The organism is Chroococcidiopsis sp. CCALA 051 (assembly GCF_003015105.1).
GTDB lineage: Bacteria > Cyanobacteriota > Cyanobacteriia > Cyanobacteriales > Chroococcidiopsidaceae > Chroococcidiopsis > Chroococcidiopsis thermalis.
Map to the genome: position 1 here is coordinate 25,801 of NZ_PYCI01000051.1, position 16,537 is coordinate 42,337.

A 16,537-nucleotide genomic window follows, 5' to 3' on the forward strand; every position below is an offset into this window, starting at 1 on the left:
CAAAATGACTCAAGGCTTCCAATTCAACGAAAAATATTTGTCTCAAATCCCTGCCCTGCAACTGCTCGTCGCTCTGGGCTACGAGTACCTGCCACCCGAAGCCGTCCAGATCCAACGGCGCGGCAAGCTCAGCAACGTGCTACTAGAGGATATCCTTTGCAACCAACTGCAAAAACTCAACCGCATTACCTTCAAAGGGCAGGAATACCTATTTAGCGAGGCAAATATTCAGGAAGCCATCCAACGACTGAAAAATATTCGCTACGACGGCTTGCTCAAAACCAACGAAGAAATTTACGACTACCTCACCCTCGGCACCAGCCTGGAGCAGACCATCGACGGCAATTCCAAAAGCTACAGCCTGCGCTACATCGACTGGCGCAACTGGCAAAACAACGTCTTCCACGTCGCGGCAGAATTTAGCGTCGAACGCACCCGCAGCACCGAAACCGCCCGCCCAGATATTGTCCTGTTCGTCAACGGCATCCCCTTCGCCGTTATCGAGTGCAAATCTCCAAAAATAGAAGTCGAGCAAGCTGTTTCCCAGTGCATCCGCAACCAGCGAGACGAGTATATTCCCAAGCTGTTTATCTACGCCCAATTGCTGCTAGCAACCAATAAAAATGAGGTAAAATACGCTACCATCGGCACACCCGCTAAATTCTGGGGCGGTTGGCGCGAACAGATAGACCGAGATGAAGACATTGCTACCCTGGTCAACACTCCCTTACAGGACGAGCAAAAAAATCGCCTCTTCTCCGGCGAGATTGCACCAGCACGCTCCTTCTTCGATGCCCTAGCCGCCGAAGGAGCGCGACAACTCACCGCCCAAGACCGCGCCCTCTATAGCCTTTGCCGTCCAGAACGCTTGCTCGACCTGACGTACCAGTTCACCGTGTTTGATGCCGGATTGCGGAAAGTCGCCCGCTATCAGCAATTCTTTGCCGTGAAAAACATTCTCCAGCGCGTCAAACAGGTGGATGCCGAAGGACGGCGCAAGGGCGGCGTGATCTGGCACACCCAAGGATCGGGCAAATCGCTGACAATGGTGATGATGGCGCGGGCATTGGCACTCGACCCAGACATCTCCAACCCGCGCATCGTAATAGTAACCGATCGCGTTGACCTGGACGAGCAAATCAAAAAAACCTTCGCCAGTTGCGGAATGCAGCCGGAGCAAGCTGATTCCGGTCGCCACTTAGTGGCGCTGATTGAAGAGAAAAAAGCCAACATCATCACCACCGTAATCCACAAATTTGCAGCAGCCCTGCGAGTGCGAAAATTCTCAGAACCCGACCCTAACATCTTCATCCTGGTGGACGAGAGCCACCGCAGCCAGTACGGTAGCTTCCACCCGCGAATGCGGCAGGTATTTCCCCACGGGTGTTACTTGGGCTTCACTGGCACTCCCCTGATGAAGAAGCAAAAAAGCACTTTCGCCAAATTCGGTGGCATCATCGAACCGTCCTACACCATCCGCCGCGCTGTAGAAGATGGGGCAGTAGTGCCGCTGCTCTACGAAGGTCGCCACAGCGAGCAGCAAGTCAACCAAAAGGCAATTGATACTTGGTTCGAGCGCTTATGCCAGGGACTCACCGACGAGCAAAAGGCAGACCTGAAGCGCAAATACAGCCAAGCGTCCATGCTCAACAAAACCGAGCAGACCATCTACTGCCTTGCCTTCGACATCAGCGAACACTACCGCCAAAATTGGCAAGGTACTGGATTCAAAGCCCAACTCGTTGCCCCTGGCAAAGCTAGCGCCCTGAAATACAAACAATTTCTAGATGAAATTGGCTATGTCACCTCTGAGGTAATTATCTCACCCCCCGACACCCGCGAAGGCTACGAAGATGTAGAAGCGGAACCTACCGATGCAGTCCAGAAATTCTGGCAGCAGATGATGAAACGCTATGGTTCCGAACGCGATTACAACCAGCAGATCGTCAACAGCTTTCAGTATGGCGACACTCCAGAAATTTTGATTGTCGTCGATAAGCTGCTAACTGGCTTCGATGCTCCCCGCAATACGGTGCTGTACTTGACTCGCCCCCTGCGAGAGCATACCTTATTGCAGGCGATCGCCCGCGTCAACCGCCTCTACTCCGACGCAGCCACCAATGCCGAGAAAGAGTTTGGCTATATCATTGACTATGCTGGGGTGTTGGGCGAACTGGACAAAGCCCTAACTGCCTACAGTGCGCTGGAAGGATTTGACGAGGACGACCTGAAGGGTACGCTTGCCAACATCCGCGAAGAAATTGACAAGCTGCCCCAACGCTACGCCAACTTGCTGGATATTTTCAAAGGAATCCAGAACAGCCACGACGAAGAAGCTTACGAGCAGCTGCTGGCGGATGAAAAGTTGCGGGATGAATTCTACGAGCGACTGACGCAGTTTGCTAAAACCTTGGCGATCGCCCTATCTTCTGAAAAGTTTTTACTCTTAACGCCAGAAGATAAGATCGACCGCTATAAAAAAGACTTGAACCGCTTCCAACATTTAAAAAAAGCAGTGAAACTCCGTCACGGGGAAGCTGTCGATTACCGCGCTCTAGAACCTAAAATCCAAAAACTGCTGGATACCCACATCTCTGCTACCGAAGTAGTCCAAATCATCACCTCCTTCAACATCTTTAATGAAGCAGAGTATCAAGCTATCAAACAGCAGCAAAGAACTCCTGCATCCCTGGCTGACACCATTGCTAGCAATACCAAACGCCAAATTAGCGAGCGCATGGAGTCAGACCCCGCTTTTTATCAACCGTTTTCAGAACTAATTCAACAAACCATTAATGACTTCCGCGCCCAACGGATCTCCGAAGCCGAATACCTGCAAAGAGCCGAGGAAATTCGAGATGCCGTAGTTTACCGCAAAGCAGATCGCCAACCGGAGGAACTGCGGCACAACCCTGACGCTCTAGCTCTCTATGGCTTGCTCAAACCCTTTATAGAAAAACACACCCAAGAACGGGCGGAAATTGAAACTATCAGTAAAGAGGCAGCGATCGCCATCTACACTGTTATTGCTAACCATGCAATTAGAGATTGGATCGAGAACGAAGATGTCCAAAAAAATATGATGAACGACATCGATGATTACTTGTATGATGTGGTACGCGACGAATACGACATCCACCTAGACCAGGATGAAATGGATGACATTATTCAAGAGTCGCTGCGACTTGCAAGACGTAGAATGGCAGCATGAGTGCAACTACCCGAACGATCGATTACGGTGACGAAACTATTGCCTTCGAGGTCACGTTTTCGGAGCGCAAAACTCTAGATATCTCCGTTCACCCCAATCGCCACGTCACTGTCAAAGCCCCCATAGATGCCCTGCTCGAAGAGATAGATCGACGAGTGAAGAAGCGCGCCCGCTGGATTCTCAAACAACAGCAGTATTTCAGCCAGTTTGACCCGCGCACGCCATCCCGCCAATACATTAGCGGGGAAACCTATCTCTATCTGGGGCGGCAATACCGTTTGAAAGTAGAGCAGCATTCACAACCGTCAGTCAAGCTTGTAGGACGCTACATTCACATCCAGACTCCTCAGCCCGATCGTACTGAAATTACTCAAAAAATTGTCGAGAACTGGTATCTAGACCGCGCCAAGACTAAATTCAGCGAGCGACTAGCCTTCTGTTTTGTCCCTTTTCAGCGTCTTGGGTGCGATTGCCCTCACCTCCAAATTCGCCGTCTTGCCAAGCGGTGGGGTAGCCTAACTGCTAGCGGCACTATTGTCCTCAACCGTGATTTGATTCGTGCTGACTCCAGGGGCATCGATTACGTCATCACCCACGAACTCTGTCACCTGAAGCACCCAAATCACAACCGCGCTTTTTACGATCTTCTCAGCTCAATCATGCCCGACTGGGAAGAACGCAAACTCAAGCTTGAGCAAATGCTCGGATGAAGCAAGATGGGGTAAAAATAGCAAAAACACAGATAAATCCCAACTACTTTGGAGCAAAATCATGAATTCTGAGCAATTGGTATCAGCGCAGCATCTAAAGGCATCGCTAAACTGAATAGGGAATTGAAGTTGTACGCTTGGTTAGTGACTACCGCGATTTAGATGCCCTTTTTGACGAGCAGGATGAGAAGTAATGGAGCGGAACAAGATAACAGAAGCGAATACCAAACCCCCTACTGATACTAACAGTGAATTCTCTCGATGGACTAAACAACTAGAACAGCTAGCACAAGCAGGCGTGAAACAAGAAATTGCCCAACATAAAGCTGCTGGTCGTCCCATTTTTTATTCAAAACAAGGTGTACCCATCATGGAACTTGCCGATGGTTGCTGCTTTGAATATCGACACCTAGAAGACGGAACCCGTGAGATTATCCGCGAAGTTCCCCAGGAATGACAGCACCTCAACTCACCCTCACCATCATTACTCCTCTCCGGCGTTAGCCGCGCTTGCATAGCCTCCAGTCAACAATATCTCACTGCTATCACAAGTTTTCTGTAATTCAGTAATTCTGTATTTCTGTAAAAAAGTAAATACGCTTCAACTGGGAGTAGAGCTAACGAATGTGGGTGTCCGCCGAGATATGTGCAAAATGGGACACGTTATAAATAAATATTGCAGAGTCCGCTTTATTGATTTACTAACTTACCCAAAAATGACATTGGACAAATCAAAATTTTGCACGGGAAAACCAAGCTTTCATCACTTTTCGTCCCTTACACTTGCCCATTAATGAGCGTTTTAGGGAATGTTTCATTTGGCGGCAACACACTCAGCTTGTGGCTGAAACCGACTCAGAGAAAGAGTTCTGTAATTTTGCTTAATATAACTTTACAGCGTGTCCCATTTTGCAGGTATCTCGGCGGCTATCCAATGTTACATCAGGGGCAAGCCTGTACCTGCGGTAAGAGTAGCAATAGCCCAAGCCACTGTAGCGGTGTGTGTTACAAATGTATTGACTTTACCAGGAGAACCAGTTTCTACAGAATGCATTTGGTCAATAGTTGTCAAAGCAAGAAGCAGGTGGGTGGAAAGGAATGCAACCTAGACTGAATCCAAGTCTGCCGCCCGCTTTCTGGGAGATGGACCCGCTCAAAGCTTTTCAACCGATGTGTAGCGAGTTGCTGGCTGAAGAACCAGGGATTGCTACCTGCGAAATCTACGGCGTTTCAGGTCAGAGCCAGCGGGGAATTGATTTACTTGCTAAAGGTTTTGATGGCGCTCCCTATGTAGTCGGTCAGTGTAAGTGCTATGCAACCTTCCCCTCAGCGCAAATTGTTAAGGCTTCAGACGAGTTCTTCGCCCACCTCGACTATTGGAAGAGTCATGGGATCTGCCGTTTTGTGCTGTTTGTAGCAAGCGATTTGAGTACAACCCAACAGCAGGAAGAAATTCTGCGGCAGCAACGGAAGTTCCAAGCCCACGGCATCCACTTCGAGGCTTGGTCTGGACACATTCTGCGCCAGCGGCTTGCGGGGCATATGCAGATCGTCTCCCGCCATATCCACTCCCCCGAAGTTGTGAAGAACATCTGCGGGCAACTTGTGACCGAGGCTGTCTTCACAGAAACAACGACTGAAGGATTGCTGCGGCAGTTGCGAGCAGCACTGCGGGAGCCAGCAAAGTACTACAGCGACATCGAGGACTTGCTGTTTGAGGAAGCCCGAAGCCTGTCTATTGTCATGGCTAATCCTACCCCAGAGTACCCCATTGTTGTAAATGGACTCAATCAGAGTTTCTGTATTGGATACCTAGAGTATCTGAAGAACTGTAGTGAACGCTTCACGCGCTTGGTGGCAGAGATTGTTCGGCGTGACCGTGATGAAATATTTGTGGAGTCTGTAGCTAGGGCAGTGGGCATTCTTGCCCAAGACACAGCACGGCTAGCAACGAGTTACACGCCAGGGATACCCGAAATACGACTGTACCCACTTGCGCTTGCCACATATACTCTCTTTATCTTGGGTGCGGAGCGCAGAGCATTGCGGCTTCTGCATCAAGTTGCACACCAGCCCTTTCGTTCGCAGCGCGCTCCTCATTTGGAAAAACTAACTCTCATCGAAGCGTTGAAACTGATGGTCTATGAATACAACCAGATTCAATTTTTCCAATTGGTTAAGGAGAATTCTTTTGCTCCATTTGCTGAAATGGTTAAGGAAGCTGTACTTCCCTGGTTGAGGGAATATTTGACTAGTGAAGAGGAAGCTTTCTGGAAAGGAGAGTTTCTTCTAGGGCTTGCTTTTTTGCAGAAGAATCAATCCTATTTACTACCAGCACTATACCCTTACATCCCTAGTGCTAGAACAGTACTGCAAACCTATGTGGCTGGTTCGCGGGATTGTCTAGCTGAACTTTTTCCCAACACAGAACAACTGCTTGCTAATTTTGACAGGCTTGGAGTGGAACTAGCTAAAAACGCTCCTTTTCAGCGTGCCTACGGGTTCTACACTGGTGCGCTGAATGCCTACAGGCAGGGATGGTGAAAATCAGGTTGTGTCCTGAACTCAATGCCAACCGAACCTCGTCGGGTTGCTTATAGGGTTAACCTAAGCCTAGAAAACACCCCACACTTAGGTTAGCTCCAAACTATTTCTGTAATTCTGTATTTCTGTAAATACGTAATTACGCTTTAACTACTAGCATCAAAATGCTGTTCTAGCAGCGATCGCAGCAACTCAACCATCGTTACCCCTTCATCCACTGCCTTGCGCTTGATCGCCCGATGCAGTGGTTCTGGAATATCCAACGTCAGCCGCTTCATTTTTTCCGGTTGGTCTAGATGTGGCTGTTCTGCCGACTCCTGGCGTTCTCGGTGAGCCACCCATTCGTTAAGGCGATCGCCTTGCGGTTCTTCTGGCGCTGGCTTTTTCCCAAAACTGACTTTCTTCGCTGGCATCCCTACACTCCTAGACTCATTAGTTCGTTGACCAGTGCCATCACTTCTTTAGCAGCAGATCCTTTACTGTCAGTTTCTAAAACCGTGCTACCAGTAGCAGCAGACTCAGCAAATGCTACCCGCTGGCTGATAGTGGTATTCAGCACGGGTATGGGGTATTGTTCGAGCGCTTCCACTACATCCCTGCCAATAGCTGTTTTTACAATTTTACGATTAATTACAAATACAGATTTCAGTTTTTCTTTAAATACAGAAGCTTCTTGAATCAACTTGATAATTTCATCCGCTGCCCAAACATCGTAGGGCGAGGGCTGAATGGGGACTACAACCAAATCTGCGGCGATAATCGCGCTGCGGGCTAGATCGGAAACTCGCGGCGGACCGTCAATCACCGCATGGTCGAAGTCTTTCATTAATGCTGGTAGGTCGCGGTGAATCGTCGGGCGGTCTAACCCCACTACGGGAAACGGTGGCAAGGCATCCCTCGCCGCCGCCCAATCGCGGGCAGAACCTTGCGGATCGGCATCTACCAGTAGAACCTTGAAGCCCTTGAGTACCAACGCATGACTGATATGGATAGCCAGCGTCGTTTTGCCAACGCCGCCTTTTTGATTTTGCACTGAAATCATCATTTCCGTAATTACAGCAAAGCGGTTTTACAGATTTACAGAAATACAGATAAATTGTTGCGCCTAAACTCTAACCTACAACACCAAAACCCGCAATCATCTCTTCTGGAATTGCAGAAAACTGTATTTACACATTTACAGAAATACACATTTACAGAAATACAGAATAAGAACACCCTATTTGATTTTGTACTGAAATAATTATTTCCGTAATTGTAATAAATCGTGTTTACAGATTTACAGAAATACAAACATTAGGATAACCTAAGCTGCCAATAGTGGGAAGAGATCGTACAGTGGTTGCAAAAACTTTATCAGTTTCAGAATTAGTTGCCTAAAATTTCAGGCATTTCATCAAACAACTCGCGCAGCGATGCCGCTGACTGCGGCAGTCCTTGCTTTATAAGCGTGTCTAGGTATTCATCCTGCGTTCGTGGTGGATTTTTGAGCGTGCTTAGTTGCCGATTAGCGGCATTCAAGACCTCTACCGCATTCAGGTCAATCAGTTGCAGGATAAACTCATCTGGGTGAATTGCTTCAACGCCATAGGGTGCAAGAGCTACCATCGGAAAATCCTTGAGGTTAAAGGTGACGATAAAACTAGCACCAGAACGAATTGCCGCAGCTAGAACGTGGAGATCGTCTGGATCTGGTAGTTCAAGAGCTGGGATGAGCGATTCATAATCTGTGACTAGACAATCTCGGACATTGGCATTCATCAGATTTTTCGTGCGGGTCAGCTGAGCTAGTGTTAGGTCAGGACGGTTCAAAAGAACGTTTCTTATCCATTCGTCATGAATCTCATCCGTCCAACGAGCCTTAAATAGGTCAGTGAGCGCCAGCCACATCAAAAAATCCCGCAGCGGTGCTGGATATAAAACAGAGGCATCGTAGACCGCAGTGAAAAAAGCCACTTAGCTATTCGTAACCCATGTTTAGTTCTTGGGCTTGGGCTGCCAACTCAGCCAGGGCTTGCCGCCGCCTTTCGTCAATCTGGTGTTTGTATGTCATCAAATCTTGATAGAGAATCCGGCGACGGGTTCCAACTTTGCGGAAAGGAATTTTTCCCGACTCCAGTAAGTCTACTAAATAGGGACGGGAGACATTTAGAATGTCAGCTGCCTCAGACGTAGTGAGTTCCTTTTTGATGGGAACGATGCTGACAGCATTGCCTTTAGCCATCTGGGTCAAAATGTCAACGAAAAGACGCAACGCAGATGTTGGGATAGTAACCGCTTCACCTTGTGTGTCATCTAGCATCACCCTAATTGTGCAGTGAGATGCGTCCGAGTCCACAATTGATGCCAAAATTTGGCTGCTGGCTTGGGCGATTGCAGAATCTTCTGCTGTCGGTGCAATGATGTCGAAGGAACGGGGAGCCGATAGTGTCATGTTTCCAATGGTGTTGGAATTGAAAGAACGCTCTCCTTGTGTCCGACCCATCGTGAACTAGAGGTCGGAGCGTGAAAAGGGCGAGCTACCTCTACTCCTAATTATACGAAATGAGCGGAACATACGAAATGAACGAAAAAGTCGGGGAACTATAGATATATGTAAATCAGTAAGAAATAATAGTTATTTAATCAAGCCAGCAAAAAAACTAGAAAACTACACAGAGCAAGCTGCTTGAGTAAGAACAAGGTCTTGCAGTCAAGAATGTGATGGTTTTCTGGTACATACCCAGCACGTTACATCAATGCACGAGCAGTTAAATCTTTGGAGTTTTGGCGATGGAGCAGATCCGTGGGAAGTAGATACACAATGGTCTGATGCCGATCGCTTCCCCTACAACTACGGCGAATCCAATGTGGAATCAGTGGTTGTTCCCGATCTGTCTTCTTCATGCAACCCGCTGATAATCACTGGCTACACGTCTGTAGCAAAGCTAGTCGATTTTCTAGCTGACTGCTACGAGCATCTCGATACATTCGAGCGCATTCGCATTCTGCTGGGTAACGAACCTACCTTTACGCAACAGCAAGAGTTTCGCCTTAAACATCACAGTTTTTCTCAACAAATTAAGGACTACTGGCTGGAACGAGGAATTTCTATCCGCTTGTGTGGCAAAATCATTGCCGCGATTGAATTACTGAAAACGGAAACAGCATCAGTGAGAATTTCCGGTCATAGCAGGCGGTTAATCCATGCCAAAATCTACAAAGGCGATCGCGGTATTACCCTTGGCTCCAGTAATTTTAGTTATTCGGGACTCCGACACCAAATCGAAGGCAATACGCGATTCACGCAACAGGAAGCTACGCGATTTCAGGAAGCAAGCCTTCTGGCAGAGAATATCTGGAACTTGGGCAAAGACTACAAGAGTGAATTGATCGATTTACTCAAGCAGCTGTTACGCGAAGTTTCCTGGCAAGAAGCGTTAGCAAGAGCTTGTGCCGAATTACTGGAGGGAGAGTGGGCGAAACGGTATGTCAAATTCAGTCACTTCGATGACGATCTTCCACTCTGGCTGTCCCAAGAACAAGGAATTGCTCAAGCCCTCTGGGTAATTGCAAATGTCGGTAGCGTATTGGTTGCCGATGCCACAGGGTCGGGCAAAACTCGTATGGGCGCTCACCTGTTGCAGGGGGTGATGAATCGAATTTGGGGCATCGGACGAATGCGGCAGAATATTCCCGTACTCATATGCCCTCCTAATGTCATAGACTCATGGGAACGAGAATTTACGCTTTGCGGCGGGCAGAATCCGAAAATCTACTCCCACGGGCGTTTGCGCTATCAGGATACCGACTCTCAAAATGACATAACACTTGCTATCCGCCGTACTCAAGTTTTAGCGGTTGATGAAGCCCACAACTTTCTCAATCGGGGTACTCTCCGCACAAAAGCTTTATTTAACAACATGGCAGATCATGTCATCCTGTTTACAGCCACCCCAATCAATCGAGGCTGCCGCGACTTACTTGCTATTATCGATTTGTTGGGAGCCGATAACTTCGACGACAAAGTTTTAGGTATCCTCGACCAGATTTTTCGCAGGCGGCGCGGCTCTTGGAACGAAAAAATATCTAGTGCCGAACAGCGAGTATTACAAAGAGAACTACAGCGATTTATCGTCCGACGCACGAAGACCATGCTTAACAACATGGTAGATAAAGACCCGTCGCGGTATCGGGATCGAAATGGGAAACCCTGTCGCTACCCCGAACACCAACCTCGAATTTATCATTGCAATGAGACACAGGGCGATCGCGATCTAGCACGAGCAATTCGCTCCCAAGCACTGCATTTGCGGGGATTAATTAATCTGCGTTCGACACTACAAGTTTTAGAAGCCCGAAAGCTCGACGGGATTACCGACGAACAATACTTGAAATCTCGCCTTAGAAGTGCCGCAGGCTTGGCTTTTTATCATGTCATGTCCAATCTCCGTTCCTCGATCGCCGCATTACTCGAACATATATACGGTACGGAATTTGTCTGCGAGCATTTCAACATCAAAAACGAAATCAAAGCTAAGTCAACAGGGAATATTCTCCAATCTTTACGGCAAGCAGCTGGCAAACCGCCAAAAAATCATTTAAATATCGAACTACCGGATTGGTTACGCGACCCAGAACAACACGCTCAAGCCTGTGCGGAAGAAATTCAGGCTTACGAGCGGATTGCCCAATTAGCTAGGGAAATTTCAGATGCGCGATCGCAAGCTAAAACTCAACTTTTGTTCGACTTGTTGTCAAGCCACAATATAGTTATTGCCTTCGACAGCCACTTGATTACGCTGAGCGATTTTCATCGTCGTCTTACTCAACACGGAGACTGTGAAGTAGTTGTTGCGACTGGGAGTAATGAAACAGAGCGAAATCGTGCCAATAAACTTTGCCAACTGGGTTCTAATGCCTCCAGAGCGATTATTCTCTGCTCGGATGCCATGTCGGAAGGGTTGAACCTACAGCAGGCTTCCGCCGTAGTTCATTTGGATATGCCGACTGTCGTGCGGGTAGCAGAGCAACGCATTGGTCGAGTAGACCGGATGGACAGCCCACACCCAACCGTCGAAATTTTTTGGTCTAAAGACAGTCCAGAATTTGCGCCCTCTACAGACGAGCGGTTTTTTGAGCGCCACTTTTTTGTCTCGGAGTTAATTGGAGCTAATATGCTCTTGCCCGAAGACATAATTCCCGCATCTATGCGGCAAGAAGCGATTGTCACGCCAGAGGAAATTATTCAAGAAATAGAGTCAGCTGCCGCTGCCAACGAGCAGTGGGATGGACTTCAAGATGCGTTTACTCCAGTGAGAAACTTGGTTTCTGGAGCACAAGCTTTAATCTCACAAGCAGTATATGAAGAAATTTTAGGGAGCAAAGCCAGAGTAGTTTCATCCGTGAGCGTGGTTGAAGCCAAATACGCTTGGAGCTTCTTTTGTCTAGCTGGCGGTAAGTGGGGCGCACCTCGATGGGTTTATTTTGATACGCCAAAATCTACGCCAATAACTGACTTGGAAGAAAAATTAGGAGTAAAAGGCGGAAGTGGTTGGTATTCCATTAATCCCCCAGGCAGAGGAAGAACGGGAGGAAAAAAGTTTGTTGTTAATACCAACAACGAATTTATTAATCTTTCAGTCCAGAAATCTCTGACTATAGAAGCAGTGTGCGCCTGGGTTAAGACCTGGGCTAATTCCGATGCCAAAATCATTACGCCTGGAAAGAGGACTATTTCCCTGGCAGGGGAGCCGCTGTCTAACTGTAGCGAACTGCAAACATCGGGAGACGAAACTGCAAACAAGGCGATTTTGAAACCACATTCTCTGCAAATAAGGGGTGTCTCAAAACCACATTCTCTGCAAATGAAACCACAATCGCGCTCATACAAACCACATTAGCTGCAAATAAGCTATAAGCCCTACAAGTCGGCAGATGCGAGAAAAATCGCTCCGAGTCGTCCAAAAAATAGGAACTAATTAGTCAAACACTTATGCCCGAATATTGTGGTTTAATCTGAACTACATCCGTCCAATTTAATTATGAATCTAGTTTTTGGAAGTAAGTCTCACCAACTTGTTTCTCCCTCCTGGTAAAGAAGATTAAATTTCTAGCTGGGGTGAAAGTAATATTCTTTAATTTGGACAATTTCATCCCTAAGTCTCCACTAAGCTAAAAGTATCGCTAGCTAAGGATTACAGCCTATTTGCAGTGAATGTGGTTTCGCGCATGATGTTTGCAGTTTATTTGCAGTGAATGTGGTTTCATTTGCAGTTATTGTGGTTTTGAGACCCCTCTTATTTGCAAAGAATGTGGTTTGAAAATAGGCTTGTTTGCAGTTTTGACGATTTATGTTTGCAGTTCGCTACATCTAACAGTTGTGCCTTTGTCTACTTTGTGCTGAATACTGACAGCAATGCTATCAAGATTGGAAAGGCAAGAGACTTAGATAAGCGTCTCAAATCTCTTCAAACATCTAGTCCAGCAACATTACAGTTGTTGAAGGCAATACAAGTAACAGGCGAAAAAGAAGCGGCAGAAATGGAGTCTAAACTTCACCGAAGATTTACCCACTTAAGAATAACTGGGGAGTGGTTCAAAGCAGAGAAAGAATTATTAGACTACTTATCTAACCTGCCATATGAAGTCCACTAAAACAATTTCGAGAAAATAGCAGACTTAGGTTAAGTCTTTAAGGGATGAGGGCATTCCTAATAATGCCATTCACCCACTCACTAGATGCGTGAATCACTTCAAGGTACGCCAATAATAGCAGCGACAATGCGCTCATCTACTGGTGGTATGCCAAAATTAGCATTGAATGCTTCATCCAGCTTTTCAGTCGCAATTGGATTTTGAATCAAGTCAGTGCGAATATCTCTCAGTCGTAAAGGTCTGTTGCGTCGGCGGTGAGTCAAATGTTTGTACCACACCGGACGAATGACATCGAGCCACCGTTCAGCTACAGCATTTAAATCTACAGCAACAGTTTCTTTTAAGTCAGAAACTTGTGAAGAAGCAGAAAATTCTACAAGTTGGCGCAACTCGCGAACTAACGCCTCTCGTTCTCTGTCGTGGTTGCGAATTGCCAATTTTTCATATTCTGGTAAAACCAGTCTCATTTCCTGAAGCGCCCGTTGTTTTTTCTGAGGCAAGAGTAAGGACTCGGTTTTAGCAATTCGATCTAAAAATTTGGCAAGTAATGCCGCAGCTGGCTCGTCAAAATTACGTCTTTCCACGTCCCGATGCAGATGTCGGCGCAACCAATAACTAATTTCTTCCAACTCTTCCCCAGACAGGGTTATAGGTTGTGGCATTCTAGTCGAAAATCCGTAACGTCTGACTACTTCTGTCTCTACATCTATCCAACCCCATCCTTTGTATGGATTGTTTGGATCTCTATTAATATAAATAGTCTCTTTATACTGTCTTGCCATGCATCTGCTTGGAGAAGCTCGCATCTCCGTCTAGAATTGTAGTTAATAATACAAGATAGCAAGCCTGGTACTGAAGCGAAATCAAGCGAAACCACTAGTAGGGCTAAAGATAGCGAGACTTCAACGAAGTGCTATCTAATCCTTGAGAAGCTTATAGCGTTAGGATTCCAGAAAAATTTTCAGATGTCTAAAATGCATCTTGAAGCGAGCTAATTTTATTTTTGACAGTCTTGTTATGTAGAAGTTACAGCCGTTGCTTGGCACTTTGGCGCAGCTTGGCTACCATTACCCCTTATAGCGAGCAGTTTTCAGATGCAGGGTTTGTCTTCACCAGGGCTGGAATCAGAAAGCGGGGAGAGGTGGCTTGGAAAGTTAGTAAGCGCCAAAAATCACCTGAGAGATGAAGCTCTCTTAACTTACCATCCATTGATGTTTTTGCAACAAAATCGGAATAATGCTCAAATGAGCAGAAGGAACTCTACCTTTGGTTTACCTGATTGAACTGTCTGGCTCTCAATGTAGAAATCTTTTGTTGCGCTAGTTTTTTGGAATCTTTATCATCTACTCTCTGTATATATTTTTGATAATATTGGATCGCACTAGTCAAGTCATCTTTTTGCTCTTTAAGCATGGCAAACTCTAAATAATCCTGTGTTGGAATAGCTGGATTGATTTGAGAGTAAATATTAAAAATAGGTGTAATTCCTGATGAAACAATAATTGAAATTATTAGGTAACCATGAAATACGTATCCTGTCCTAACCAAAACTGAAAAAACGTAAACTGATAGACCGAGGAAGGCAAAAACAACAAGGAAAATTATAGCTAGATATGGGTCTTGAAAAGCTTCATGGACTGATTGAGAAAATTCAGAAGATAAACTATGAATAGTCCAACCTGCTAGAAAATAGGCAGTAGGAAGGGTATACTTTCTCCAGTTGGAGTACTTTTCTGGAAGACTAAGCAGGAGTGACACAATACTTGCTGCTCCAGTAACTAAAGACCAAATGTCTGGAAGATTCATCTCCAACTCTCTTAGTAGAAAATCCCTGTTCAGAGTTTTTTAGGTTTACGCAGTGTACGTAGCTACTACATTGAGGATGCCCAACTATATGAGTAAATTTCACAAATTGATTTTCAGTCAGATTTACTCATCAGATGCCCATTCAAGTCGGCGTTTCAGGTCATTGCAGTGACTGCGTGGTAATTCCTTCTCATACTGAAGTCTACCGACTACAATTCCAGGTGCAATGCCGATTTCGGAAGCAAACTGCTGAATACCCGCTTTAGTCCGTTTTTGACTCGATGCCAGAAATCGCTCCCATTCAGCTGGTGGGATAAGTAGGTCAGCTGCGAATTTGTTTGCCTCTTTTTCTTCCTCGTCTTCCTGATTCTCCTGAAACTCTAGGAATACGCTTCGCTTACCATGCCGCAGAATATGACCTGCCTCGTGAAAGAAGCAAAACCAAAAGTGGTCGTCAGTCTTGTAGCGTAGGCTAAGTTGAATCAGCGCCTTATCAGGTTTCAACCAGCGAGTGGCTCCACTAGTCCGTGTCTTAGGTAGTTCAGGCACAAAGACTACAGCTACACCAGCGGAGGCGCACAACCGCACCATTTCAAACTGAAAAACCTCTTGTGGTTCGATGGTCAAGGCGCGAACTTGTTGCAGTACCTCCCTAAACTTGCTTGGATTATAAGCAGCACAATTAATCTGGGCTGCTTCAATTTCCCCCCGACACAGCCAAGCAGCAACAGCACCAGGATCGCTTTGGAATGCCAGCGACTTCCGAAAGTACACTTGGGCGCTACCCCAAACTGTTTGCCATCGCTCAGGAGAGGCTACGCCAAAAAAATTTAGCACTTCCCGCAGTTGCTCAACCTTGTCCTGACAGAACCGAATCCATTTTTTGCGGATCATGTCCTTCACAGGTATTTGGTCAAGCCACGCTACTTGTTTGTACAAGCGTTCTTGCTCTTCTTGATGCGCTAAAGCTTCCCGGTAGTTTCGTTCGAGATTGTTCCAAAATCTGGCGGGGATACCTAAGACCCGCTCTAGCTGCAATGCTGTTTCTGGGGTAATTGCAGCATGACCATTGATGATTTCGCTAATTGTCTTCCTGGGTCGCCCCATCCGCAGAGCCAGTTCTGCCTGGGACATCTCACGCTCCTCCAGGATCTCCTCAAGCGTCTCACCAGGAGGAGAAACATAGTCTGGCGTGTATTGATTTTGAATTTCATCACTCATGGGTATCCTCCACGCCGAGAATCCTAACGGCGGTTACTTTATTCCAGTCGATGCCACCATCTGGTTTAGTAGGAATTGGTTGATTTGCTGGCTCGAATATCAACCTATATGGTTGATCCAAATCCAGGGAAAACTGTCCCCAACGGTCATAAAGCAATTCATGACATCGCCCGGAAACACCTCTTATATCCTCAAGCACTTCGGCAGCACGGAGAGCGTCAAGCCGTCGCCGAATGTATTTAGCTCTTTTTTGCCCGTGGTTTCTTTCTAGAAGCCTCTGGTTATTGCACTCTTTTTCAAATTGCTTGTCTTCAAATACAAGATCCATTGTACCAGAGCTTTTTAAAAACTAGTTAACCCCAAGGGTAACAACTTTTTTCTGGCTCTGGGCAATATTTTGGAAAAATGC

Annotated in this window: 15 protein-coding genes; 6 read left to right on the forward strand and 9 right to left on the reverse strand. The window is 46.6% G+C overall.

Annotated elements, in window-relative coordinates:
• Window positions 1-4: 4 nt before the first annotated feature.
• The 3 genes from C7Y66_RS14360 to C7Y66_RS14370 all read left to right on the forward strand — a co-directional run bounded on the left by C7Y66_RS14360 (window position 5) and on the right by C7Y66_RS14370 (window position 4,378).
• Window positions 5-3,211 (forward strand): type I restriction endonuclease subunit R, encoded by a 3,207-nt coding sequence (locus tag C7Y66_RS14360; RefSeq protein WP_106546102.1) that lies wholly within the window; start codon window positions 5-7, stop codon window positions 3,209-3,211.
• A complete protein-coding gene (locus tag C7Y66_RS14365) occupies window positions 3,208-3,921 on the forward strand; it encodes a M48 family metallopeptidase (RefSeq protein WP_106546103.1) in 714 nt (237 codons plus the stop codon). The genes C7Y66_RS14360 and C7Y66_RS14365 overlap by 4 nt, the downstream gene beginning before the upstream one ends.
• A 193-nt stretch (window positions 3,922-4,114) precedes the next feature.
• Entirely contained in the window at window positions 4,115-4,378 is a 264-nt protein-coding gene (locus tag C7Y66_RS14370) for an MmgE/PrpD family protein (RefSeq protein ID WP_106546104.1), read from the forward strand.
• Window positions 4,379-4,858: 480 nt separating this feature from the next.
• Here the strand turns inward: C7Y66_RS14370 and C7Y66_RS32950 are convergent, their stop codons facing one another.
• Window positions 4,859-4,993 carry a hypothetical protein gene (locus C7Y66_RS32950; RefSeq protein ID WP_255409986.1) on the reverse strand — a complete coding sequence of 45 codons (135 nt, stop codon included), beginning with the start codon at window positions 4,991-4,993 and terminating at the stop codon, window positions 4,859-4,861.
• 26 nt (window positions 4,994-5,019) lie between these two features.
• Here C7Y66_RS32950 and C7Y66_RS14375 point away from each other — a divergent pair, with 26 nt between their 5' ends.
• Window positions 5,020-6,465: a hypothetical protein gene (locus C7Y66_RS14375; RefSeq protein WP_146149793.1), complete on the forward strand. Its 1,446-nt coding sequence runs from the start codon at window positions 5,020-5,022 to the stop codon at window positions 6,463-6,465.
• Between the two features lie 146 nt (window positions 6,466-6,611).
• On the opposite strand, the gene C7Y66_RS14380 is transcribed toward C7Y66_RS14375, so the two are convergent.
• The 4 genes from C7Y66_RS14380 to C7Y66_RS14395 all read right to left on the reverse strand — a co-directional run bounded on the left by C7Y66_RS14380 (window position 6,612) and on the right by C7Y66_RS14395 (window position 8,899).
• The gene (locus tag C7Y66_RS14380; protein ID WP_106546106.1) at window positions 6,612-6,878 is read right to left on the reverse strand and encodes a hypothetical protein; all 267 of its coding nucleotides are present in this window, start codon (window positions 6,876-6,878) and stop codon (window positions 6,612-6,614) included.
• A gap of 2 nt (window positions 6,879-6,880) precedes the next feature.
• Window positions 6,881-7,510, reverse strand: coding sequence for a ParA family partition ATPase (parA, locus tag C7Y66_RS14385; protein WP_106546107.1), 630 nt, complete (start codon window positions 7,508-7,510; stop codon window positions 6,881-6,883).
• Between the two features lie 323 nt (window positions 7,511-7,833).
• A complete protein-coding gene (locus C7Y66_RS14390; protein WP_106546108.1) occupies window positions 7,834-8,421 on the reverse strand; it encodes a PIN domain-containing protein in 588 nt (195 codons plus the stop codon).
• 4 nt (window positions 8,422-8,425) lie between these two features.
• Window positions 8,426-8,899, reverse strand: a complete 474-nt coding sequence (locus C7Y66_RS14395) for a helix-turn-helix domain-containing protein (protein WP_106546116.1) — start codon at window positions 8,897-8,899, stop codon at window positions 8,426-8,428.
• A gap of 304 nt (window positions 8,900-9,203) precedes the next feature.
• Here C7Y66_RS14395 and C7Y66_RS14400 point away from each other — a divergent pair, with 304 nt between their 5' ends.
• Window positions 9,204-12,347, forward strand: coding sequence for an SNF2-related protein (locus C7Y66_RS14400; RefSeq protein ID WP_106546109.1), 3,144 nt, complete (start codon window positions 9,204-9,206; stop codon window positions 12,345-12,347).
• A 496-nt stretch (window positions 12,348-12,843) separates the two neighbouring features.
• Entirely contained in the window at window positions 12,844-13,101 is a 258-nt protein-coding gene (locus tag C7Y66_RS14405) for a GIY-YIG nuclease family protein (protein WP_199197432.1), read from the forward strand.
• Window positions 13,102-13,199: 98 nt separating this feature from the next.
• Here C7Y66_RS14405 and C7Y66_RS14410 read toward each other — a convergent pair whose 3' ends face one another.
• The 4 genes from C7Y66_RS14410 to C7Y66_RS33415 all read right to left on the reverse strand — a co-directional run bounded on the left by C7Y66_RS14410 (window position 13,200) and on the right by C7Y66_RS33415 (window position 16,456).
• The gene (locus C7Y66_RS14410; RefSeq protein WP_106546111.1) at window positions 13,200-13,883 is read right to left on the reverse strand and encodes a hypothetical protein; all 684 of its coding nucleotides are present in this window, start codon (window positions 13,881-13,883) and stop codon (window positions 13,200-13,202) included.
• Between the two features lie 478 nt (window positions 13,884-14,361).
• Entirely contained in the window at window positions 14,362-14,907 is a 546-nt protein-coding gene (locus C7Y66_RS14415; RefSeq protein ID WP_106546112.1) for a hypothetical protein, read from the reverse strand.
• A gap of 123 nt (window positions 14,908-15,030) precedes the next feature.
• Window positions 15,031-16,128, reverse strand: a complete 1,098-nt coding sequence (locus tag C7Y66_RS14420) for a HigA family addiction module antitoxin (protein ID WP_106546113.1) — start codon at window positions 16,126-16,128, stop codon at window positions 15,031-15,033.
• Entirely contained in the window at window positions 16,121-16,456 is a 336-nt protein-coding gene (locus C7Y66_RS33415) for a type II toxin-antitoxin system RelE/ParE family toxin (protein ID WP_106546114.1), read from the reverse strand. The genes C7Y66_RS14420 and C7Y66_RS33415 overlap by 8 nt, the downstream gene beginning before the upstream one ends.
• Window positions 16,457-16,537: the final 81 nt, after the last annotated feature.